General features: G+C 66.4%; 19 protein-coding genes. 15 read left to right on the top strand and 4 right to left on the bottom strand.

Annotated elements, in window-relative coordinates:
* The first annotated feature begins 11 nt into the window (after positions 1-11).
* Positions 12-443, top strand: a complete 432-nt coding sequence (locus tag C7H84_RS28245; RefSeq protein ID WP_121861879.1) for a biopolymer transporter ExbD — start codon at positions 12-14, stop codon at positions 441-443.
* A gap of 125 nt (positions 444-568) precedes the next feature.
* Positions 569-1,912, top strand: coding sequence for an LLM class flavin-dependent oxidoreductase (locus C7H84_RS28240; RefSeq protein ID WP_121861878.1), 1,344 nt, complete (start codon positions 569-571; stop codon positions 1,910-1,912).
* 151 nt (positions 1,913-2,063) lie between these two features.
* On the opposite strand, the gene C7H84_RS28235 is transcribed toward C7H84_RS28240, so the two are convergent.
* Together C7H84_RS28235 and pcaB are read right to left on the bottom strand one after the other, a co-directional pair.
* On the bottom strand, positions 2,064-3,434 hold the full coding sequence (locus C7H84_RS28235; RefSeq protein WP_121861877.1) for a cation:dicarboxylase symporter family transporter: 1,371 nt from the start codon (positions 3,432-3,434) through the stop codon (positions 2,064-2,066).
* 26 nt (positions 3,435-3,460) lie between these two features.
* Positions 3,461-4,831 carry a 3-carboxy-cis,cis-muconate cycloisomerase gene (gene pcaB / locus C7H84_RS28230; protein WP_121861876.1) on the bottom strand — a complete coding sequence of 457 codons (1,371 nt, stop codon included), beginning with the start codon at positions 4,829-4,831 and terminating at the stop codon, positions 3,461-3,463.
* A gap of 149 nt (positions 4,832-4,980) precedes the next feature.
* Between pcaB and C7H84_RS28225 the strand changes: the two genes are divergently transcribed.
* Positions 4,981-5,712, top strand: a complete 732-nt coding sequence (locus C7H84_RS28225; protein ID WP_121861875.1) for a GntR family transcriptional regulator — start codon at positions 4,981-4,983, stop codon at positions 5,710-5,712.
* A 90-nt stretch (positions 5,713-5,802) separates the two neighbouring features.
* Complete coding sequence (locus C7H84_RS28220; RefSeq protein WP_121861874.1) at positions 5,803-6,333, top strand: GNAT family N-acetyltransferase; 531 nt, start codon at positions 5,803-5,805, stop codon at positions 6,331-6,333.
* A gap of 24 nt (positions 6,334-6,357) precedes the next feature.
* On the opposite strand, the gene C7H84_RS28215 is transcribed toward C7H84_RS28220, so the two are convergent.
* Positions 6,358-7,236, bottom strand: a complete 879-nt coding sequence (locus tag C7H84_RS28215; RefSeq protein ID WP_121861873.1) for a LysR substrate-binding domain-containing protein — start codon at positions 7,234-7,236, stop codon at positions 6,358-6,360.
* A 122-nt stretch (positions 7,237-7,358) separates the two neighbouring features.
* Here C7H84_RS28215 and argH point away from each other — a divergent pair, with 122 nt between their 5' ends.
* The 11 genes from argH to C7H84_RS28160 all read left to right on the top strand — a co-directional run bounded on the left by argH (position 7,359) and on the right by C7H84_RS28160 (position 20,988).
* A complete protein-coding gene (gene argH / locus C7H84_RS28210) occupies positions 7,359-8,792 on the top strand; it encodes an argininosuccinate lyase (RefSeq protein WP_121861872.1) in 1,434 nt (477 codons plus the stop codon).
* Positions 8,786-9,679 carry an amino acid ABC transporter permease gene (locus C7H84_RS28205; protein ID WP_121861941.1) on the top strand — a complete coding sequence of 298 codons (894 nt, stop codon included), beginning with the start codon at positions 8,786-8,788 and terminating at the stop codon, positions 9,677-9,679. The genes argH and C7H84_RS28205 overlap by 7 nt, the downstream gene beginning before the upstream one ends.
* Positions 9,676-10,479 carry an amino acid ABC transporter ATP-binding protein gene (locus C7H84_RS28200; protein WP_121861871.1) on the top strand — a complete coding sequence of 268 codons (804 nt, stop codon included), beginning with the start codon at positions 9,676-9,678 and terminating at the stop codon, positions 10,477-10,479. Before C7H84_RS28205 ends, C7H84_RS28200 begins: the two co-directional genes overlap by 4 nt.
* A gap of 95 nt (positions 10,480-10,574) precedes the next feature.
* On the top strand, positions 10,575-11,408 hold the full coding sequence (locus C7H84_RS28195) for an ABC transporter substrate-binding protein (protein WP_121861870.1): 834 nt from the start codon (positions 10,575-10,577) through the stop codon (positions 11,406-11,408).
* 7 nt (positions 11,409-11,415) lie between these two features.
* Complete coding sequence (locus C7H84_RS28190) at positions 11,416-12,291, top strand: polysaccharide deacetylase (protein WP_121861869.1); 876 nt, start codon at positions 11,416-11,418, stop codon at positions 12,289-12,291.
* Positions 12,288-13,196 carry a polysaccharide deacetylase gene (locus tag C7H84_RS28185; RefSeq protein ID WP_121861868.1) on the top strand — a complete coding sequence of 303 codons (909 nt, stop codon included), beginning with the start codon at positions 12,288-12,290 and terminating at the stop codon, positions 13,194-13,196. The genes C7H84_RS28190 and C7H84_RS28185 overlap by 4 nt, the downstream gene beginning before the upstream one ends.
* Positions 13,193-14,587 (top strand): MmgE/PrpD family protein, encoded by a 1,395-nt coding sequence (locus tag C7H84_RS28180; protein WP_121861867.1) that lies wholly within the window; start codon positions 13,193-13,195, stop codon positions 14,585-14,587. The genes C7H84_RS28185 and C7H84_RS28180 overlap by 4 nt, the downstream gene beginning before the upstream one ends.
* A gap of 336 nt (positions 14,588-14,923) precedes the next feature.
* Positions 14,924-16,174, top strand: coding sequence for a DNA repair exonuclease (locus C7H84_RS28175; protein ID WP_121861866.1), 1,251 nt, complete (start codon positions 14,924-14,926; stop codon positions 16,172-16,174).
* Positions 16,175-16,177: 3 nt separating this feature from the next.
* Complete coding sequence (locus C7H84_RS28170) at positions 16,178-19,648, top strand: YhaN family protein (protein WP_121861865.1); 3,471 nt, start codon at positions 16,178-16,180, stop codon at positions 19,646-19,648.
* A 123-nt stretch (positions 19,649-19,771) separates the two neighbouring features.
* Complete coding sequence (locus C7H84_RS28165) at positions 19,772-20,296, top strand: HD domain-containing protein (RefSeq protein WP_121861864.1); 525 nt, start codon at positions 19,772-19,774, stop codon at positions 20,294-20,296.
* Between the two features lie 8 nt (positions 20,297-20,304).
* Entirely contained in the window at positions 20,305-20,988 is a 684-nt protein-coding gene (locus C7H84_RS28160; RefSeq protein WP_121861863.1) for a DUF429 domain-containing protein, read from the top strand.
* 159 nt (positions 20,989-21,147) lie between these two features.
* Here the strand turns inward: C7H84_RS28160 and C7H84_RS28155 are convergent, their stop codons facing one another.
* Positions 21,148-21,618 (bottom strand): ATPase, encoded by a 471-nt coding sequence (locus C7H84_RS28155; RefSeq protein ID WP_121861862.1) that lies wholly within the window; start codon positions 21,616-21,618, stop codon positions 21,148-21,150.
* Positions 21,619-21,869: the final 251 nt, after the last annotated feature.

Genomic DNA, 21,869 nt, shown 5'->3' with positions numbered 1-21,869 from the left:
GAGTTCGAACGATGGGTATGAACGCAGGCTCCGGTGCAAGCCGGGACGACCCCGAGGTGATGGTCGACATCAACACCACACCGTTGATCGACGTGATGCTGGTGCTGCTGATCATGTTGATCATCACGATCCCGATCCAGATGCATTCGGTGAAGATGAACCTGCCGGTCGGGAATCCGCCGGTGCCGCCGCATCCGCCCCAGGTGGTGCAGATCGACATCGGCGCGGACGGGACGGTCAACTGGAACGGCGTGGCGGTTCACGGCGGTGCGGGGCTGGACGCGAAGTTCCGCGAGGTAGCGGCCGAGGCCGACCAGGACGAGATCCGGTTGCGCCCCGACAAGTCCGCCCCTTACAAGGCGGTGGCCGAAGTGCTGGCCTCCGCGCAGCGCGAAGGTGCGACGAAGATCGGATTGATCGGCAGCGAGCAGTTCTCGCAATGAGTCGTTCGAAAGCGCCGGCTAGCATCGCGCAATCGATGTTTCCCGATCCTCGGCACAGGTGAAGTCGGCACAGGCGAGAAAGCGCCTTTACCTTTAATCTCAGTACAACAAACGAATATTCGATCATGAGCGAAACGCAGGCAGTGCGGCAGAACGGGCGTTCCAGGCAGATCCATCTTGGCGCGACGATCCACGGTCCCGGCGGACATTACGCCGGCTGGCGCCATCCCGACGCGGTAATCGACGCGAGCATCAATCCGGATTTCGCCAAGCGCGTGGCGCGCCAGGCCGAGGCCGCAAAGTTCGATTTCGTGTTCGTCGCGGACGGCTTGCATATCAACGCGAAATCGATCCCGCACTTCCTGAATCGCTTCGAGCCGCTCACGCTGTTGTCGGCACTGTCGGCCGTCACCGAGCGGGTGGGGCTGGTGGGCACGCTGTCGACGTCGTACAGCGAACCGTTCACCGTTGCCCGGCAGTTCGCGAGCCTGGACCACCTGAGCCGGGGGCGCGCAGGCTGGAACGTCGTGACGTCGCCGCTCGAAGGTTCCGCACGGAATTTCTCGCGCACCGAGCATCCCGAACATGACGAACGTTACCGGATCGCCGACGAATATCTCGAAGTGACAAAAGGGCTCTGGGATTCATGGGAGGAAGACGCGTTCGTGCGCGACCGTGCGAGCGGCGTGTTCTTCGATCCGGCCAAGCTCCATACGCTCAATCACAAGGGCAAGTATTTCTCGGTCGAGGGGCCGCTGAACGTCGGGCGTTCGCCGCAGGCTCGCCCGATCCTGTTCCAGGCCGGCGCGTCCGATGCCGGCAAGCAGCTCGCGGCCACGCACGCGGATGCCGTCTTCACCCATCACGATACGCTCGCCCAGGCGCGCGAATTCTATGCGGATCTCAAGCGCCAACTGATCGAGCAGGGCCGTCACCCCGACGAGCTGAAGATTTTCCAGGGGATCGGCGTGATCGTCGGGCGCACGGCCGAGGACGCGGAGCAGCAATACCAGGAGAGCCTGAAACTGATCACGGTCGGCAGCGCGCTCGACCATCTCGGCCGATTTTTCGAACATCACGATTTCGGCCAGTATCCGCTCGACGAGCCGTTTCCCGAGCTGGGCGACCTCGGCAGCAACAGTTTCCGCAGCGGAACCGACGAGATCAAGCGCAATGCGCGCGAGCGCGGACTGACGTTGCGCCAGGTCGGGCTCGAAGCGGCTGCACCGCGGCCGCGTTTCATCGGTACGCCCGAGCACGTTGCGAACGGCTTGCAGGAATGGTTCGAAGCCGACGCCGCGGACGGTTTCATCGTCGGTGGCGGCACGCCAACGGCGTTCACCGACTTCGTCGAGCAGGTGGTGCCGATCCTGCGGGAGCGTGGACTGTTCCGTGCCGAGTATCAAGGCGTAACCTTGCGCGATCATCTCGACGTAGCTTATCCCCGCAATCGTTACGCGTCAGCGTAAGGGTGTCGAAATTCGCACTGGCGGCTCGGTGCAACCGTGCACCGAGCCGCGCCCGCACAACGCTATCCGATTCGCCGTCCCGTTCGTCGTTTGCGCGTCGGTGTTGCGATAGAGCTATCCATTCTTCAAACCATGGCACTGCCGAGCGGCACTACTGCCGTGCCGGGCTTTCGCCGCGTCGCAGATTGGTATCGTCCAACCGCGCATCCTCCCGCGCTGTTTCGGGATGGCGCTCGGGATAGAGATGGCGTTGCGCGACGGTCTCGTCGAACGTACCGGACCACTTCGCGACGACCACCGTGGCCACGCTGTTGCCGATCGTGTTGCACGTTGCGATCGCCATCGACATGAAGCGGTAGACACCGAAGATCAGCGCGAGCCCTTCCACCGGCAACATGCCGGTCGACGTCACCGTAGCGGCGAACACGACGAACGACCCGCCTGATACCGTCGCGGCGCCTTTGGACGTCATGAGCATCAGCAACAGAATTCCAAGCTGGTGCTCGAGCGTGAGCGGTATGTTGTACGCATGGGCGATGAACATCACGCCCATCGACATGAAAATGGACGTCCCGTCGAGATTGAATGCATAGCCGGTCGGCAACACGAGCCCGACGGTCTGTTTTGCGCAGCCGAGCCGCTCGAGCTTGATCAGCAGGCGTGGAAGCGCGCTTTCCGACGATGCCGTCCCCAGCACGATCAGGATCTCGTCCTTGATGTAGCGCAGGAAGCGCCACATGCTGAAGCCGGCCAGTTTCGCGATGACGCCCATCACGACGGCGATGAACAGCAGGACGACGGCATAGAAACTGAGCACGAGCTGCGCCAGCGCGATCAGCACCGCTGTCCCGTTGCTGCCGACCGCAAAGGCGATCGCGCCGAAAGTGCCCAACGGTGCGAGCTTCATCACGAGATTGATGAACGAGAACAGCACTTCGGAGATCTGGTCGAGCCCGTCGTTGACGCGTGCGCGTCTCGCTTCGGGAATCGCGAGAATGCCGATGCCGACCATCACCGCGAGCACGACCACCTGCAGCAGCTCGCCTTTCGCGAATGCGCCGATGAAGTTGTCCGGCACGAGATGCATCACGAACTCCGTGAACCCTTGCGGCGCCGCTTTGGCCGCGGCGACCGGCACCTTGTTGAGCGCGACGGACGTCATTCCTTGACCAGGTTGCAGCAGGTTGCCGGCGAACAGGCCGAATGCCAGTGCAATCGTGGACACGACTTCGAAGTAAATGATCGCGCGCCAGCCGACTCGGCCGGCACTCTTCACATCGCCGGCGGACGCAATGCCGTGCACGATCGTCAGGAAGACGAGCGGCGCGACGCCGGCCTTGATCAGCGCGAGGAAAACGTCGCCGAGGATCTTCAGTTGCGTGGCGAATTTCGGGAACATTAGCCCGACAACGATGCCGAGCAGCAGTGAGGCGAGCACCTGCATGCCGAGCCTGCGATACCAGGGGCGCTTCGGCATGGCGGGACCCGCTGTGTCGCGCGACGTCTTCTGTGATTGATTCATGATCGTGTCTCCTCCACGGCGTGGCGTCAGATATCGCGGGACAGTGCGATGGCCCTATCCACCATCTGCGGTGCGAGCCCCAGATAGTTGGCCGGATCGGTCATCCGATCGATCGCGTCGCGATCGAAATGCCGCGTCACTTCGGGCAGGGCGGCGAGCGCTTCGGCGAGCGTCCCGCCTGTTTCATTCACGGTCCGGCACGCGTCGTACACGATGTCGTGCGCTTGCTGGCGCCCCGTGAACGGCGCCAGCTGCATCATCGCGGCCTCCGCGACGATCAGCCCCTTGCTGATGCCGAGGTTCTGCTTCATCCGCTCCCTGTCGACGATCAACCCTCCGAGTGCAAACTTCGCCTGGTGCAGCGCGCCGGACGTCAGGATGAAGCTCTCGGGGATCGCGATCCATTCCGCGTGCCACGGGCCCGTCGCTCGTTCGAAGTCCTGAACCATCGCGTCGACCATCAGGCCGGCATGCTGTCGCACCGCCTTGGCCGCCGCGAGCATCAGCTCGCTCGAGATCGGGTTGCGTTTCTGCGGCATCGTGCTGCTCGCGCCACGTCCCTTGACGAACGGCTCATAGACTTCCGAGAATTCGGTCGACGCCATGATCATGATGTCGACGGCGATCTTGCCAAGCGAGCCGGTGATCAGCGCGAGCAGGTTCACGGCCTCGGCGAAACCGTCGCGCGCGACATGCCACGTCGTTGCGGGCACGCTGAGCTTCAGTTCTTCGGCGAGCGCCTTCTGAACCTCGAATCCCTTGTCGCCGAGTGATGCCAGCGTGCCGGCCGCGCCCGCGAATTCGACGACCGCGACACGCGATCGCAATTCCGCGAGCCGCTGTTGGTGCCGGTCGAACATCGCCAGCCAGATGGCCGCCTTGTATCCGAACGTGACCGGCAACGCTTGTTGCAGATGGGTTCGGCCAGCCATCGCGGTATCGCGGTGCTTGCGCGCCAGGTCGGCCAGGATCTCGCGCAGCGCGCGGATGTCGCCGTCGATCGAGTCGAGCGCGTCGCGCACTTGCAGCGCCACGGCGGTGTCCATGATGTCCTGCGTCGTGGCGCCCCAGTGCACGTAACGGCCCGCCTCGCCACACATCGCGACGAGCTGGTGCACGAGCGGCAGGATCGGGTAGCCGACGATGTCCGTCTCCTCGCGCATGTGGTCGAAATCGATGCGCTCGATGCTGGATTCGCGTGCAATCACGTCGGCCGCGTCGGCCGGAATCACGCCGACCCGCGCTTCGGCTTTGGCGAGCGCGACTTCGACATCGATGTAGCGCTGCACGAGCGCGTAGTCGGAAAAGAGCGAGCGCATCTTCGCTGTACCGAACGCATCGCGAAACAGGATCGAATCGACGACGGTGCTGGACACGGGAAGGGGTTGGCTGGGCATGGCGACCTCGGAAAGGGGTAAGCGGGATCAGACTTTCGACGCTGAACAATTGCGATATGTCCGGACATATTGAAGCGTATTATGTCCGGACATATCGCTCAAGCGATGTTTACCCTTAAACTGTTGACGACGATCGATTTGCCGAGACAATGAACAGACCCCACTTTGCCGAGATTGCGCGCGACCTGACGGAAGGCATCGCATCGGGCCGCTTCCCGGTTGGCTCCTATTTGCCGACCGAGCTTGAATTGCGCGACCTGTACAAGACCAGCCGGCATACGATCCGCGCGGCGCTGCACGAACTGCAGCAACTCGGCTTCGTGTCGCGCCGCAAGAACGCGGGCACGCGTGTCGAGTCGGCGCAGCCGAAGAACGATTTCCGTCCGTCACTCTCGTCGGTCGAGGATCTCGTTCAGTTCGGCTCCGAGAACTGGCGGGTGGTGCAGTCGGTGGAGGAGCTTGCCGTTGCCGGCACGCTAGCGAAGGTCTTGAAGTGCGAAGAGGGCGCACGCTGGCTGCGAATTTCGAGCCTGCGGGTCGAACACGACACGTCGCGTCCGCCGATCGGCTGGACGGATGTCTATATCGATCCCGGCTATGCCGAAATTGTCGAGACGGCCCGCAGCGAACCGGACACGCTGATCAGTTCATTGATCGAGGCGCGCTACGGCCGATGCGTGGCGGAGATCCAGCAGAACGTGCAGGCGGTGAACGTCTCGCCCGAAATGGCTGCACGGTTGAAGATCCCGGCGGGAACGGCCGCGCTCGAAATCGTGCGACGCTATCTCGATTCGGCCGGCATTGCGTTCGAAGTCTCCATCAGCATCCACCCGGCCGAACGCTTTTCAGTATCGATGAAGTTGAAACGGTCTGAGAGTTGAGTTGTTGATTCGACTTCGCGGCCCGGATCGTCGAGAATCGGTTGGTTCGAACCGCGTGCAACAGCGCACTGTTGCCGAAGAGAGTCGTCAATGACTGGAATTTCCATCAGGTCCGCCCATCTCGACGACGCCCAGGCGATCGCCGATTTTCACGTGAAGGTGTGGCGGCACACTTACCGGGAACTGGCGCCGGCGCAAGCGTATGCGGTCCTGGACGAACGCTATCGCGGCGAGCGCTGGAAGGAAAAGCTGGCGTCGAACGACGGCGACCAACTCGTGCTCATCGCGCAAGCCGACGAACGGATCGTCGGAATCGGTGCCGCGGGTACGCCGTCCGAAGCGATCTTCGGCGGCCGCGGCGAAATCAAATTCCTGTATGTCGATCCCGAATTCAAGCGTCGCGGCATCGGCTGCAGGTTGCTCGCGCAACTGGCCGCTCACTTGACGAAGTCGCAGTACCGGGGCGCCGCGTTGAGTGTCGTCAAGGGCAACGATGCCGCGATCGACTTCTACGCGGCGCTGAACGGCCGGCTTGCCGGCGAGTACATCGATGCGGGCCCGATCTGGCGCTCGCACAACATCGTCATGGTGTGGGACGACCTGACCGATCTCGATTACTGAACGTCAACGCAGCGAGAACGCGCGTCATGCGAGGCGTCCGCGCAGCCACGACGTGAACGCGGTCACGAGCGGCGTCTCGGCCAGCTCGTGACGCGTGACGAGATAGTACGCATGACGTGACGGCACCGCCGCGCTGAACGGGCGCACGAGCGTGCCGTCGATCAGATCGTCGCGCACGGACAGACTATCGCCGAGCGCGACACCTTGCCCGTGCACCGCGGCTTCGACGCCAATGTGCGCGTTGCCGATTTCGAGGATGCGGATGCCGGGCAGCTTGTCGGCGTTCGCTTCGGCCAGCCAGCGCATCCACGAGCCCGCATGCTCGCAGAACAGCGTGCGGCCCGCGAGATCCTGCACCTTGCGGATCGCATCGGGCCCGTTCATCAAGGCCGGGCTCACCACCGGGAACAGCGCCGGATGCGCGAGCAAGTCGACGCGCCGGTTGCGCCAGTTGCCTTCCCCATAGCGGATGCAGACGTCGACGTCCGGCGAATAGACTTCCCGATCATCGTTGGACGGAATCACCTTCAGGTGGATACCCGGATAACGCTCGAGAAAATTGCCGATATGCCGGGCGAGCCAGCGCGACGTCAGCGACAGCGGGGTCGAGACGGCGAGATCGCCGACGGCTGCCGGCGAATCGAGCCGGACGGTCGCGTTCGCGATCATGTCGAACGCGGCGCCGACCGGTTCCAGCAGCGCCTCGCCTTCGGGTGTGAGCTTCACGCGCGCCTTTGATCTGACGAAAAGCGCGACGCCCAGCGTGCTTTCCAGAATCCGGATCTGGTGGCTGACCGCGCTCGCGGTCACGTGCAGTTCGTCCGCGGCAGCCGAGACGCTGCCGCGCCGGGCCGCGGCCTCGAATGCGCGCAGCGGATTCAGCGGAGGCAGGCGGTTGCGCATCGGCGGCTCCGGATCACGAGGTATTGAGAAAAATTTCATTTAAACGGATTCAATTTCTCGCTACAACAAAAAAAATTGAATGCCTACAGTGGGGTAATTCAACCGAGTCGAGGTCGACAGCAATGAGCCTTACCGAACCGATCGAACGCTTGTGGGGCGGCCGCTTTCAGTCGGCGCCGTCCGACGCGCTGCAGAACCTGTCCCGCTCCGATCCCAGTTTCTTCCGCCTCGTGCCGTACGATCTCGCCGGTTCCCGCGCGCACGCACGCGAATTGAACCGCGCCGGCATCGTGAACGACGACGAACTTTCGCAACTGCTGGCCGCGATGGACGGCATGGCGCGCGACTACGCGGCCGGCGCGATCGCGCCGTCGCTTGCCGACGAGGACGTGCACACCTTTCTCGAGCGCGTGCTCACGCAGCGGTTGCCGGCGCTCGGCGGCAAGCTGCGGGCCGGGCGCTCGCGCAACGATCAGGCCGCGAACGATTTGCGCCTGTATCTGCGTGACAAGGCACGCACGATCGTGCGCGGCGTGCTCGATCTGCAGGATGCGCTGCTCGGCCAGGCACGCGCGCACGTCGACACGGTGACCGCCGGGTTTACCCACCTGCAGCCCGCGCAGCCGATCGTGTTCGGCCATCAGCTGCTCGCGCATGCGCAGTCGCTGTATCGCGACGCCGACCGTCTGGTCGACTGGGACCGGCGCACCGCGCGCTCGCCGCTCGGCGCGGCCGCGCTGGCCGGTTCGGCGATCTGCGTGCGGCCCGAACTGTCCGCGCAGGAACTCGGTTACGACGCGCCGTGCGAGAACTCGATCGACGCCGTGGCCGCGCGCGATCATGTCGCCGAATTCGTGTTCGTCACGAGCATGCTGGCCGTCAATCTGTCCCGCCTGTCGGAAGAAGTGATCCTGTGGACGTCGCGGCAATTCCGCTGGGTGGAACTCGACGACGGCTATGCGACCGGCAGCTCGATCATGCCGCAGAAGAAGAATCCGGATATCGCGGAGCTCACGCGCGGCAAGGCGGGGCGGTTGATCGGCAATCTCGCGGGTCTGCTGGCGACGCTGAAGTCGCTGCCGCTCGCGTATAACCGCGATCTCGCGGAAGACAAGATCGCCGCCTTCGATTCGATCGATACGCTGGAGCTCGTGCTGCCTGCGATGGCGGGAATGATTCGCACGATGCGCGTGAATGCCGACGAGATGCGTCGCCAGGCGCCGCTCGGCTTCACGCTGGCCACCGAGGTCGCTGACTGGCTCGCGTTGAGCGGCGTGCCCTTCAGCGAAGCGCACGAGATCACCGGTGCGCTCGTGCAGGTGTGCGAGCGCGACGGCATCGAGCTGGCCGATGCGAGCGCGGAACAGCTGCAGGCCGTCGACCGGCGCCTTGCGCCGGCCGTGCGCGCGCACCTGACGCTCGACGCAGCCGTCGCGGCCCGGCGCGGCGCGGGCGGCACGTCGCCCGCGCAGGTACGCGAGCAGATCGGGCGCCTGCACGATGCGATCGAACGCCAGGCTGCATGGGCACGCGACTATCGGGGGCCGTCATGCTGAGCGCCTCCGATTCCCGCCGTCTCGACGGCGCGCCGCAGCCACCCAGCGACGCATCCGATGATGCCGTCAACCTCGTGCGCGTGCGCCGGCGCTACTGGGGCCGCTATGTCGCGTCGGTCGCGATCATTGCCGCGCTCGCGTATGTGGTCGCCGCGTTCGCGCGCGGACAGATCGAGTGGCGTGTCGTCGGCCAGTTCCTGACCGCGCGCTCGATCCTGACGGGGCTCGGCAACACGATCGTCATGACCGTGCTCGCGATGACGCTCGGCGTCGTGCTCGGCGTCGTGACCGCGGTGATGCGGCTGTCGTCGAACCCGGTGCTCGGCGCGATCGCGCAGGGCTACATCTGGCTGTTCCGTGGCACGCCGGTGATCCTGCAACTGCTGCTGTGGTTCAACCTTGCGCTGGTGTTTCCGACGCTCGGCATCCCGGGCATCGCCGAGTTCCGGACCGTCGACGTGATGACGCCGTTCCTCGCAGCGGTGCTCGGGCTCGGCATCAATCAGGGTGCCTATACGTCGGAAGTCGTGCGTGCCGGATTGCTGTCGGTCGACACCGGCCAGTACGAGGCCGCGAAGTCGATCGGCATGGCGCGTCTGCAGGCGCTGCGCCGGATCATCCTGCCGCAGGCGATGCGCGTGATCGTGCCGCCGATCGGCAACGAGCTGATCAGCATGGTCAAGCTGACGTCGCTCGCGAGCGTGGTCCAGTACGCAGAGATGCTGCACAACGCGCAGAACATCTATTACGCGAACGCTCGCGTGATCGAGTTGCTGATCGTCGCGGGGATCTGGTATCTCGCGGTCGTCACCGTGCTGTCGCTCGCGCAGGCGCGCGTCGAACGGCGCTTCGCGCGCGGCGCGGGGCGGGCGGCGGGCCGCACATGAACGACACGATCCAATACCATCGGGAGAACGTCATGACGAACGCGGTCGTTCGCGCGGTAGACGTACGCAAGTCGTACGGCGATTTCCAGGCGCTGCACGGCATCACGCTCGACGTCGCGCAGGGCGAAGTGCTGTGCATCATCGGGCCGTCGGGTTCGGGCAAGAGCACGTTCCTGCGCTGCATCAACCAGCTCGAGACGGTCAGCTCGGGCGCGCTGTGGGTCAACGGCGAGCTGGCCGGTTACCGGCGCGCCGGTGATCGCTTGCACGAGCTGTCCGAGCGAGAGGTTGCGCGCCAGCGGCTGGCGACGAGCATGGTGTTCCAGCGCTTCAACCTGTTTCCGCACAAGACCGCGCTCGAGAACGTGACCGAAGGCCCGATCCAGGTGCTCAAGCGTCGCCGCGCGCAGGCGCAGGACGAAGGCCGCGCACTGCTCGCGCGCGTCGGGCTCGCGCACAAGTGCGACGCGTTTCCGGTCGAGCTGTCGGGCGGTCAGCAGCAGCGCGTCGCGATCGCGCGGGCGCTCGCGATGCATCCGCAACTGATCCTGTTCGACGAGCCGACGTCGGCACTCGATCCCGAACTCGTCGGCGAAGTGCTGGCCGTGATGCGCGATCTCGCGAAGAGCGGGATGACGATGATCGTCGTCACGCACGAGCTCGGCTTCGCGCGCGAGGTGGCGGACCGCGTCGTGTTCATGGACGGCGGCCGAATCGTCGAGAGCGGTCCGCCCGATCAGGTGCTGTCCGCGCCGACGCATGCGCGCACGCGCGAGTTCATTTCCGCGGTGATTGCTTGACCGGGCCGGGCGCCCCGTTTCGCAGCGCCCGAACGTTTAAGCCGCCGACGAGAGCGGCGTAGCTCCACTACTCCATCATGACAAGGCGACATCCCATGAAAGCATCCGTCCTGACCCGCACGCTGGCCGCCGTCGCATTCGGCGCGCTCGCCCTTCATGCGCCGTTCTCCGCCGCGCAGTCCGCCGTCGCGAAGCGCACGCTGAACGTCGCGATCGTGCCGAACTACCCGCCGTTCGAATACAAGGACCCGGCGACCGACAAGCTGGCCGGCTTCGACGTCGACCTCGGCGAGGCGCTCGCCGCGAAGATGGGCGCGAAACTGAACTGGGTCGAAACGAGCTTCGACCAGATGATGAGCGCCGTCGCGACGCAACGCGTCGACATGATCCTGTCCGGCATGACCGACCTGCCGACGCGCCGCGATGTGATCACCTTCATCGACTACATCGAGACGGGGCCGCAGTTCTACACGCTGAAGACGCGCGCGGGCGACTTCCCGCAGATGAGCGCGCTGTGCGGCAAGCGCGTCGGTTCGAGCCGGCGCACGTCGTTCCCGGACAACACGACCGCATGGAGCGCGGAGAATTGCGTGAAGGCCGGCAAGCCGGCGATCGTCGTGGTCGGTACGGACGGTTCGTCGGACGCGCGGATGCAGCTGCGCCAGAACCGTATCGACGCGGCGGTGCAGGGCGGCGAGACGTTGCCGTACCAGAACGGCCTCGAGCAGAACGCGTATGCGCCGCTCGGCAAGCCGTTCCTGTCGCAATACACGGGTATCGGCGTCGCGAAGAGCAACACGGCGCTGAGCAGCGCGCTGACGACGGCGCTCGACCAGATCATCGCGGATGGTTCGTACCAGAAGCTGCTTGCGAAGTGGGGGCTGCAGGAGCATGCGGTGCCGAAGGCGATGATCAACGCCACGCGTTGAGCGCGCGATGACCGATCTGGCTCCCCGCTGGCCGGACGCGAAGCGCGCATGCGTCGCGCTCGCGTTCGATGTCGACGGTCCGACCGGCGATGCGATGCTGAACGGCTCGATCTGGCGCAACCCCGCGTATTTCACGCTCGGCAGCTACGGGCCGTGGCGCGCGCTCGCGCGGCTGCTCGACGTGCTCGCGTCGTTCGACCTGCCCGCGACGTTCTTCGTGCCCGCGTGGGTCGCGCGGACGTGGCCCGCGCAATGCGCGGCGATCGTCGAGCGCGGTCACGAGATCGGCTATCACGGCGATCGGCACGAAGCGTTCTGGACGCTCGAGCCCGAGCGGCAGCGCGAGATCATGGCGCAATCGGCCGACGTGTTCGCGCGCACGCTCGGCGTGCGGCCGGTCGGATTCCGCACACCGTCCGGCGACTGGAGCGATGCAACCGTGACCGTGCTGCGCGAAGCGGGCGTGCGCTATTCGAGTTCGATGCGCGGCGACGACCGGCCGTATCTGCTGCATGGCGAAAACGGCGAGCCGCCGCTCGTCGAGATTCCCGGGCGCTGGGAGACCGACGATTACGCGTCGCTCGCGTATCACCGCAACCCCGACTACCCGGCCGGACTCGACCGGATTGCCGGCTACGGCGCGACGCTCGACAACTGGATGCGCGAATTCGACGGCGTATATCGCGAAGGGCTGTGCCTGACGACGCTGCTTCATCCGAAGGTGTGCGGCAAGCCGGGGCGTATCGCGCTGCTGGAGGCGTGGTTCGGCCATATGCGCGCGCACGACGACGTATGGTTCGCGCGTTGCCGAGACGTAGCCGACTGGTGGCTCGCGCGGCACGCCGCGGCCACACCACAGACGCAACCACGGAGCGGCACGTGACGACACTCCCCTCTTGGCCGGGCGGCGCGCGATGTGCGGTCGCGATAACGGTCGACTTCAACGACATTCATGGTATCCAGACGCGCGAACCGCGCATCGTCGGCCGCGAGAAATCGCTGTCGGCGTGGCATTACGGCGCGACCCGCGGCGTCGATCGGCTGCTCTCGACACTGGATGCGTTCGGTGTGCCGGCGAGCTGGTTCGTGCCGGGCGTCGTCGCGGAAACACACGGCAGTGCAGTGCGGGAGATTGCTGCCGCCGGTCATGAACTGGGCGTGAGCGGCTATCGCTGCGAGGATTTCGATGCGCTGTCGCTCGACGCGCAGTTCGACGCATGCCGTGCCGGGCGCGCGGCACTCGCGGACGCAATCGGCCGCGACGCGGAAGGCTTTCGCTCGTTCACCGGCAATTGGGCCGACGGCTTCGCGGATTTTCTCGTGGCGGAAGGCTTCACCTGGTCGTCGTCGTGGCGCGGCGACGATCTGCCGTACAGGCATCCGCGCGGCGACGGCTGCGCGGAGGGCCTGCCACTCGTCGAACTGCCGCTGCACTACGAACTCGAGGACGAGCCGTACTTCGAATTCAACCTGTCGCCTCCGGTGCCGGCCGGCCAGCCGCGCATTGCCGCGTACCGCGACGTGCTGGACAACTGGCGGTACGACGTCGACGGGTTTCGGCGCTTCGGGCTGTGCTGCGTGCTCCGCCTGCACCCCGAGATCATCGGCACGGCTGCGCGGATCGATCTGCTGCGCGCGTTGCTCGCCCACCTGCGCGACGCGGGTGATGTCTGGTTTGCGACCGGGAGCGACGTCGCTCGCTGGTGGCGCGAGCACGGGCCGTCCAATGCGCCGGGTCATCCCGTCGATGTGTTTGCACGCTGCGTGGCAGAGGCGTCGGCGCGATGACGCAGGAAGCGCAAACGCGTGCGACGCGACTCGCGACGTTCGTTGCGCAGACGGCCGCGGACGCACTGCCCGACGACGTGATCGCGAAAGCCAAGCGGCACATGCTCGATACGTTCGGTGCGGCGCTCGCCGGGACGTCGGCCGTCGAGACCCGCACTGCGCGCGCGCTGACCGGTGGCGTCGTATGTGGCGGCGCGTCGCTATGGGGCACACGGCTGACCGCGGGCGCACGCGACGCCGCGTTCGTCAACGGGATTGCCGCGCATGCGCTCGAACTCGACGATTCGGGCGGCTGCGATCATTCCGGTGCGGTCGTGCTGCCGGCGGTGCTGGCTGCACTGTCGTGCGCCGCCCGTCCGGTTTCGGGCCGTGAATGCATCGCGGCGATCGTACTGGGCTACGACGTCGGCCGGCGCGTGCTCGAGGCAGCGGGCGGCTACTCCGCCCACAACGGCAGCGGCTGGCACTCGACGCTCAGTTGCGGCGTGTTCGGCGCGGCCGCGGCGAGTGCTCGGGTGCTCGGTCTCGATGCCGTGCAGACGCGCGACGCGCTCGGCCATGCGGCGAGTTTCGCCGGCGGCCTGTGGGGCTTCATCCACGACGGATCGCAGACGAAGCGGCTGCATGCCGGACGCGCGGCAGAAAGCGGCGTGCTGGCGGCGCTGCTTGCGCGCGAAGGCGTGAGCGGTCCGTCGCATGTATTCGACGACGTCTGGGGCGGGTTTTTCAACACGTTCGCCGCGCACGCGCAGGTACCCGAAGCGCTGACCGACGGCCTCGGCGTGCAATGGAAGCTGATGCGTTGCTCGATCAAGCCGCACGCATCATGTCGCAGCGCACATGCGGCGATCGACGCCGCATTGCAACTCGCGAACGGGAGTACGCTCGCGGTCGATGAAATCGAGCGAATCGTGGTTCGCGCGAGCGCGTTCGTTACGCGGATGTGCGGTGGCCGCGACCTGTCGACGCTATCGTCCGCGCAGATGAGCCTCCCGTACGCGGTAGCGGCTGCATTTGCGTTCGGCGACACGGGGATCGGTGTCTATCGCGCAGGCCGGCGCGTCGATCCGCGGGTCGGCGCGCTGCTCGCACGCATCGTGGTCGAGGTCGATCCCGTACTGGGCGATCTCGACGAGCCGACGGTGATCCTGCATCGCGCCGACGGGACGCAGGACACGCGTCACGTGCCGATTGCGCTCGGCGATCCGCGCAATCCGTTATCGGATCCCGCGCTGTTGGCCAAATATCGTGCGCTGGCCGGCATGGCGCTCGATGGTGCGCGGGCCGACGCGCTCGGCGACATGTGCCTGTCGCTCGAGCGACTGGCGGACGCGCGCATGCTGAATCAACAACTCGCCGGCGACGGCGAAAGCGCGCCGGCGATCGTCTGAGCGGATGTCGCGTCAATCTGCGCGGTCCACGCCAGCCGCCGCACGTTTGCGCATGCCGGTGCTGTTCCCTGAAGCCCGCCTGGCCCATCCATGCCGGGCATGAACGCTTCGTACACAAACCACACCCCTCTGCCGTTGCCTGCCCGCCATGCTTAAATAGCGGGGCGTCCGATCTCCAGGCCGGCATCGCGGCGGCGCGACCGGCTGACATGAGCGCCGTACCCGCGACGGGGCGCCGGCAGCTGCCCCAATTCGAGCCAGCCGCCGCGCCCGTCGATCCACAGTGCACAATGCCGGTCGACATCGCCCCCTTCGTCATGAATCAGAGGAACCTTCGTGAAGTTCATCCACGCGGCAGACATTCACCTTGACAGCCCGTTGCACGGCCTGAGCGCGTATCCCGACGCGCCGGCCGCGCAGTTGCGCAACGCGTCGCGCGAGGCGCTGCGGCAACTCGTGGATCGAGCGATCGAAGAGGAGGTCGCGTTCCTCGTGATCGCCGGCGACCTGTACGACGGCGACTGGAAGGATCACAACACCGGCATTTTCTTCGGCCAGCAGATGGGACGCCTGCGCAAGGCCGGCATTCGCGCGTTCGTGCTCGGCGGCAATCACGATGCCGAAAGCGAGATGACGAAGAAGCTGACGCTGCCCGACAACGTCACCGTGTTCGGCCATCGCAAGCCGGAAACCGTCAGGTTGGCGGAATTCGACGTCGCGCTGCACGGGCAGAGCTTCAAGGACAAGGCGGTCGTCGACAATCTCGCGATCGCGTACCCGGACCCCGTGCCGGGCCATTACAACATCGGCGTGCTGCACACCGCGCTCGAAGGCTATGCGGCACATGCGAACTATGCACCGTGCACGCTGGCGGAATTGCACGCGAAAGGCTACGACTACTGGGCACTCGGCCACGTGCACGAGTTCCAGCAGTGGTCGGGCACGTCGACCGTCGTGTTTCCCGGCAACCTGCAGGGTCGCCATATCCGCGAGACGGGCCGTCGCGGCGCGGTGCTCGTGACGGTCGAGCAGGGTCGCACGCAGGTCGAACGCCTGTACCTCGACGTGCTGCGCTGGGAAGCCGTCTCGGTCGACGCGTCCGACTGCTTCACGGTCGCCGATCTGTCGAGAAAGATCGGCCAGTCGCTCGAGGCGCTGCTGAGCGTCGATGGCCACGTGCCGCGCGCGGTGCGCGTGACGGTCACCGGGCGCACGCCCGCGCACGGTCACTTTTTCGGCCGTGCGCCGCAATTGCGCGCGGAGGTGCTGAACCAGATCGGCATCATCGGCAACGAGCGGTTGTGGCTGGAGAAGGTGCGGCTCGCGACGTCCGCGCCCGAGCAGCCGCAGGGCGAAAGCGAGCAGCTGGAGGCGCTGGAGGATCTGAAGCAGATCCTGGCCGACGCCGCGCACGATCCGGATTTCCTCGCGCTGCTCGAGCGCGACCTGAAGCCGTTCGTCGGCAAGGTGCGCAGCGACGTGAAGGAGGAGGTGCCGCTGCTGACGATGGCGCGCGCCGGCGAACTCACGGCGCTCGTCGAGCAGGTCGGTCCCGCGTTGCTCGCGCGGCTGGCGAGGGGGGAATAAGCGATGCGCATCAGCCAGCTCGATCTGATCAAGTACGGCAAGTTCACCGACGAGACGCTGCGCTTCCCGTCGGCCGGACACGATTTCCACGTGATCGTGGGGCCGAACGAGGCCGGCAAGTCGACGATCCGCACGGCCGTGTCCGAACTGCTGTTCGGAATGAAGCTGCAGACACCGCTCGATTTCCTGCATGCCACACCCGAACTGCGGATCGGCGGCGTGCTGGAGAGCAGTACCGGTGCGCTCGCGTTTCATCGCGCGCGCGGGCGCAGCCCGTTGCGTACGCCCGCCGACGACAAGCTGCCGGACGACACGCTCAACGCGATCCTCGACGGCGCGACGCGCGAGTTCTTCGAGCAGATGTTCGGGCTCGACCATGGGCGGCTCGTCGACGGCGGCCGGAGCATTCTCGACGCGTCCGACAAGCTCGGCCAGGTGCTGTTCGAATCGGCGGCGGGGGTCGGCACGCTCGGGCCGGTGCGCGAGGAGCTCGACGCGCGCGCGGGCGAGCTGTGGGCGCCGCGCCGCAGCGGCAGCGCATTCGTTCAGGCCGAGACGTCGTTCAACGAAGCGGTCGGTGAGTTGAAGGCGGTCCAGGTGCGTACGCGCGACTGGGTCGATCGCAAGGAGGCGCGCGACGCGGTCGAGCAGGAGATCGAGCAGGCGCGCGCGGAGCAGCGTCGACTCGAAGCGCTGCGCTCGAAGCTCGAACGTGTGCGACGGCTCGCGCCTTACTTGAAGGAATTGACGATCAAGGAAGCGGCGCTGGCCGAACTGGGCGCCGTCGTCGAGTTGCCGCCGACTGCATACGCCGATCTGCTGAAAGCGCAAGGCGATCTCGCGGCCGAACGGAAGGTGCTGGAAGAGCGGCGTGCGGACCTGCTCGCGAAACGGCAGGCGCGTGATGCGATCGATCCGGATGCCGACGCGCTGGCACTCGAAGGCGACATTGAAGCGCTCGACCGCTTGCGCGGCGCCTGCATGAATCACGCGCAGGATCTGCTGTTGCTCGGGGCGGATGTCGAGCGGCATTTGTCCGCCGCGGGTTCGGCCGCAGCGCAGCTCGGCTGGCCGACCGACGAGGCGTCGCTGCGCGCGGCACTGCCGAGCGCGCTGTCGCTGAAGACGGTCGCGAACCTGTTGCGCGACCATGGCGCGCTGCACCAGGCGCTGGCCGGTGCGCGCGAATCGCTCGACGAGCGCACGCAGGAACTTGCGCAGGCGCAGGAACAGCTGGCGCGCCTGTCGACGGTCGAGGTGCCGGAGGTGCTGCGCGCGGCGCTGGCCGATGCCCAGGGGTATCGCAGCAGCGGCCAGCGTGAACAGGCGCTCGAACGCGACATCGCTGCTGCCGAGCGCACGCTCGCCGACGCACTCGATGCGCTTGGCCAGTGGCGCAAGCCGGTCGATGCGCTGCGGGTGCTCGACGTGCCGTCGGCGGCGCGGCTCGGTGCATTGCTCAACGAAGCAAGCGAGCGCGCGAGCGCGGCGGCGGCTGCACGCGACGCACGGGACAGCGCGCAGGAAGAATTCGAGCGGCTCGAACTCCAGGAGAAGCATTTCGCGGAGAGCCACAAAGTCGTCACGACCGCCGACGTGCTGGCGGCGCGCGCGCGTCGCGACGGTGCGTGGGGCGACATCCGCAGCGGGGCGGTCGATCTTGCAACCGGCGCGCCGGCCGTCGACGATGCGATTCGCCTCGCCGACGAGCTCGTCGATGCGCAACTCGGCGCGACCCAAGCGGCGGCGACGCTGCAATCGCTGCGTCAGCAGGTCGAGTCCGCGCGCGCCGTGTTGACGCGCCGGCAGTCGACATTGGACGAGCGTGAACGCGAGCTGGCCGCGCATCGCGACACGTGGTCCGAGCTGGCCGCGACGGCCGGCGTGCCGGGCATGCCGCTGGCGGCGATGAGCGACTGGCTCGCGAAGCGCGATGCGGTGTTTGCCGCGCAACTCGAGCTTGACCGGCAGCGCCGCGATTTCGCGACGATCCGCGATGCGCGCGCCGGCGCCGAAGCTGCATTGCGTTCGGCGCTGCGCCTGGTATCGCGCGGTAGCGACACCGACGGGCTGGCGGCGCTCATCGCGATCGCCGAGACATTCGTGCAGTCGGCGGAGAAGACGCTCGCGCAGAAGGACAGCCTCGAGGATCGTGCGCGCGAAGCCGAACGCGGATGCGGGACGGCCCGCTCGCGCGCCGGTCACGCGCAGGCTGCGTACGATGCGTGGCAAGCGCAATGGCGCGACGCGCTCGCCGACGCGAAACTGTCCGCGAACGCCGTGACGCTGGCGGCGGCGGAAGGCGCGCTCGGCCTTGCGAATGCGGTGACGGCCGAACTGGCCGACGCCGATGCGCCGCGCAACCGGATGGCCGCGATCCGTGCGGAGCTGGCTGCGCTCGAGGCCGGCGCACGGCGGCTGGCCGAAGCGCTGGAGCCCGCGTGGCTCGCGAGCGGCGACTGGCTGGATGTTGCGCGCCGGTTGTCGATGCGCGTGGCGGCGGCACGGGAAACCGCGCGCGCCATCGCGCGTGCCGACGACGCGGTGCGTCACGCCGACAGCAAGGTCGCCGATGCGGCCGCCGCGGTCGCGGGCGCGGATGCACGCATTCAGCCGTTGCTGCAGTTGGCCGGCGTCGCGTCGATCGACGCGGCGCTGCCGCTGGCCGAGCAATCGGATCGGCAGCGTCAGCTTCGGCAGGCCGTCGATGCCGCGAAGGAAGCGTTGGTGCGCGACGGCGACGGGTTGTCGCAGGCGGCCGTCGAGGCCGAGGTCGCGGAGCAGGACATCGCCGACGTGCCCGCGCATCTGGAAGCAGTGAAACAGTCGCTCGACGACGTCGGCAAGCGCCTGAACGCACTCGCACAGCAACAGGTCGTCGCGCAGCAGGCCTTCGGCGCGATCGACGGCCAGGCGAACGCGGCGGTGGCCGAGGCGAAGCGGCAGGAAGCGCTGGCCGCGATGGGCGATGCGGCCGAACAGTATCTGGAAGCGGCGACCGCAAGCCGGCTGCTGAAATGGGCAACCGATCGCTATCGCGACCAGAAGCAGGGGCCGATGCTGCGCCGGGCGAGCGAGATATTCGCGGGGCTCACGCTCGGCGAATTCGCGCGGCTGACCGTCGACACCGAGCGGACGCCGCCCGCGTTGTATGCGCGGCGCACCAAGGGCACGTCGGTCGAGGTCGCCGGCCTGAGCGAAGGGACGCGCGACCAGCTGTTCCTCGCACTGCGGATCGCGGCGCTCGAATTGCAGCTCGCCAGCAGGACCGGGCTGCCGTTCGTGGCCGACGATCTGTTCATCAACTTCGACGATGCGCGCGCGAAGGCGGGGCTCGAGGCGCTGCGCGATCTGTCGACGCGGACCCAGGTGCTGTTCCTGACGCACCACGATCACCTGCTGCCGCTCGTGCGCGACGTGTTCGGTGCGCAGGTCAACGTGGTCGCGCTGCAGCGCGAGGCGGCACGCGCATGACGTCGGGCGTCGCGATGTTCCAATATATGGGAATGGTCATCGCGTACAGGTAGTATGTGCGGTTCCGAAAACGCACGCGACCGGTTCTGCCGGTTGCGGGTGGGGCCATACGGGGGGATCGATATGAACAAGCTGGTAGCCGCCATCGCGTTCGCGGCGGACAAGCATCGCAATCAGCGGCGCAAGGACGACGAAGCGTCGCCTTACATCAACCATCCGATCGCGCTCGCCGACGTGCTGGCCAACGAAGCCGGCATCGAGGACGAGCGTGTGATCGTCGCGGCGGTGTTGCACGACACGATCGAGGATACGGAGACGACCGAGCAGGAATTGCTGCGGCTGTTCGGCAAGGACGTCGCGGACATCGTGATGGAAGTCACCGACGACAAATCCTTGCCGAAGGACGAGCGCAAGCGCCTGCAGGTCGAGCATGCGGCCACCATCAGCCGGCGTGCGAAGCTCGTGAAGCTTGCCGACAAGATCTGCAACCTGCGCGACATCGCGCGCCATCCGCCCGCCGACTGGCCGCTCGAGCGCAAGCAAGCGTATTTCGACTGGGCGAAGTCGGTCGTCGACCGGATGCGCGGCGTGCATCCGGGCCTCGAAGGGATCTTCGATGCCGCGTACGACGCGCGGCCGACGGACTGACGCGCACCATGCCGGCGGCCCGATCCCGATCGCTTGCTCGGTCGCTGCCCGCGGTGGCCGGCGTCGACGTGGGTGGTGACAAGAAGCAATGCGATCTCGTGATCCTGCGCGGCACGACGATCGTCTGCCGCGCAGCGCGGATCGCGCCCGAAGCGCTGCCTGCGCTGTGCATCGAACATGACGTAGTGGCCGTGGGCGTCGACGCGCCGAGCCTGTGGTGGACGGGAGCCGGGCGCCGGGCCGCCGAGCAGGCGCTCGCGCGCGAACGGATCTCGTGTTTCCCGACGCCATCGCGCGAACAGGCGGTGGCGAGCACGTCGGGCTTCTTCGACTGGATGTTCATGGGAGAGCGCGTCTACCGCGCGCTGGCGGATGCTTATCCGCTGCTCACCGACGCGCGATATGCCGGCGGGCGCGTGAGCTTCGAGACCTATCCGTACGCGATTACCTGCGCAATGCTCGGCAAGGCGATCGCATCGGCGAAGCAGAAGCGCAACCAGCGCCGGCAACTGCTGACGCAGCTCGGGATCGACGTGTCGACGCTGCGATCGGTCGACGCGCGGGATGCCACGCTGTGCGCATTGACCGCGCAATATGTGATCGACGGATACGCGCACGCGTATGGCGATGCGGAGGGCGGGTATATCCGTGTGCCGATCGTCGGCGAGTCGATCGTTCTCGATACGCTGTAGTCAACCCACGACACGGCTGGCGGCCGGCGCGTACCCGTGCCGGCAAGGTGAGCTTTTTCGGGAGCTTTGCGGGGCGCCGTACTTGAACGGCTCGAGCCGCGCGAGTTGGCGTACGCGACAGGCTCGGTCGCTGCACGGTACGCGTTCTCGCCGTGGCGCTCAGTCTTCGAGAATGGACTTCGGTACGCTTGCGAGATCGCAGGCGGCCGCTTGTTCGAAATAGCCTTGCGCATCGTCGATCATCACGACCGCGACGTCGATCAGTTCATCGAGCCGCTGCAGCAGCGATTCGCGCCACTCGATGTCCTCGTCGCGCTCGGGTGTCTTGTCGAGCTGCTCGATGATCGAGTCGGCGGTTTGCAGGAACGGGATCGCCTGCTGATAGTTTTCGATCGAGACCATCGCTGCGTTGCGCGCGCCGACGAGCCGCTCGCGGTGCTCGTCCGCCAGGTCGGACACACCGCTGATGCGCGGCAGCAGATCCGAGATGCGTTGCAGGAGCGGCGGGACCTGTTCTTCCAGCATGACGGCGCGTTCGCGCAGCGCGGCATATTCGTCGCGAAGATCGGCGTCGCCAGATTGAGTGGTGCTGTCCATCGTCGGTATGAGTGCGTTGTTCGATCGCGGCATGATACTCGACGGCGCGATGCCGCTTCCAGCTTCTACGTTCCTCTGTCTGGTGACAGGCGCGAAGCGAATATGAGGCTGAAGCATGCAGATCGGGGTGGCGGGTGTTGTCGGCCTCCTTCCTATATAGGAGGAACGTTGGACTTGCTGCGTATACGGTGCGCGTCTCTTCTCTTGAGCTACGGTATGTAGGGCGTCATGCGTTGAGCCCGTGCGCGGCAGCGCACGGGGGCTTTTTCAAAATATTTTCACAA

Origin of the sequence: Burkholderia sp. Nafp2/4-1b (genome assembly GCF_003635165.1) — a bacterium.
Taxonomy (GTDB): Bacteria; Pseudomonadota; Gammaproteobacteria; order Burkholderiales; family Burkholderiaceae; genus Burkholderia.
This window is presented reverse-complemented; position numbering and strand designations above follow the sequence as displayed.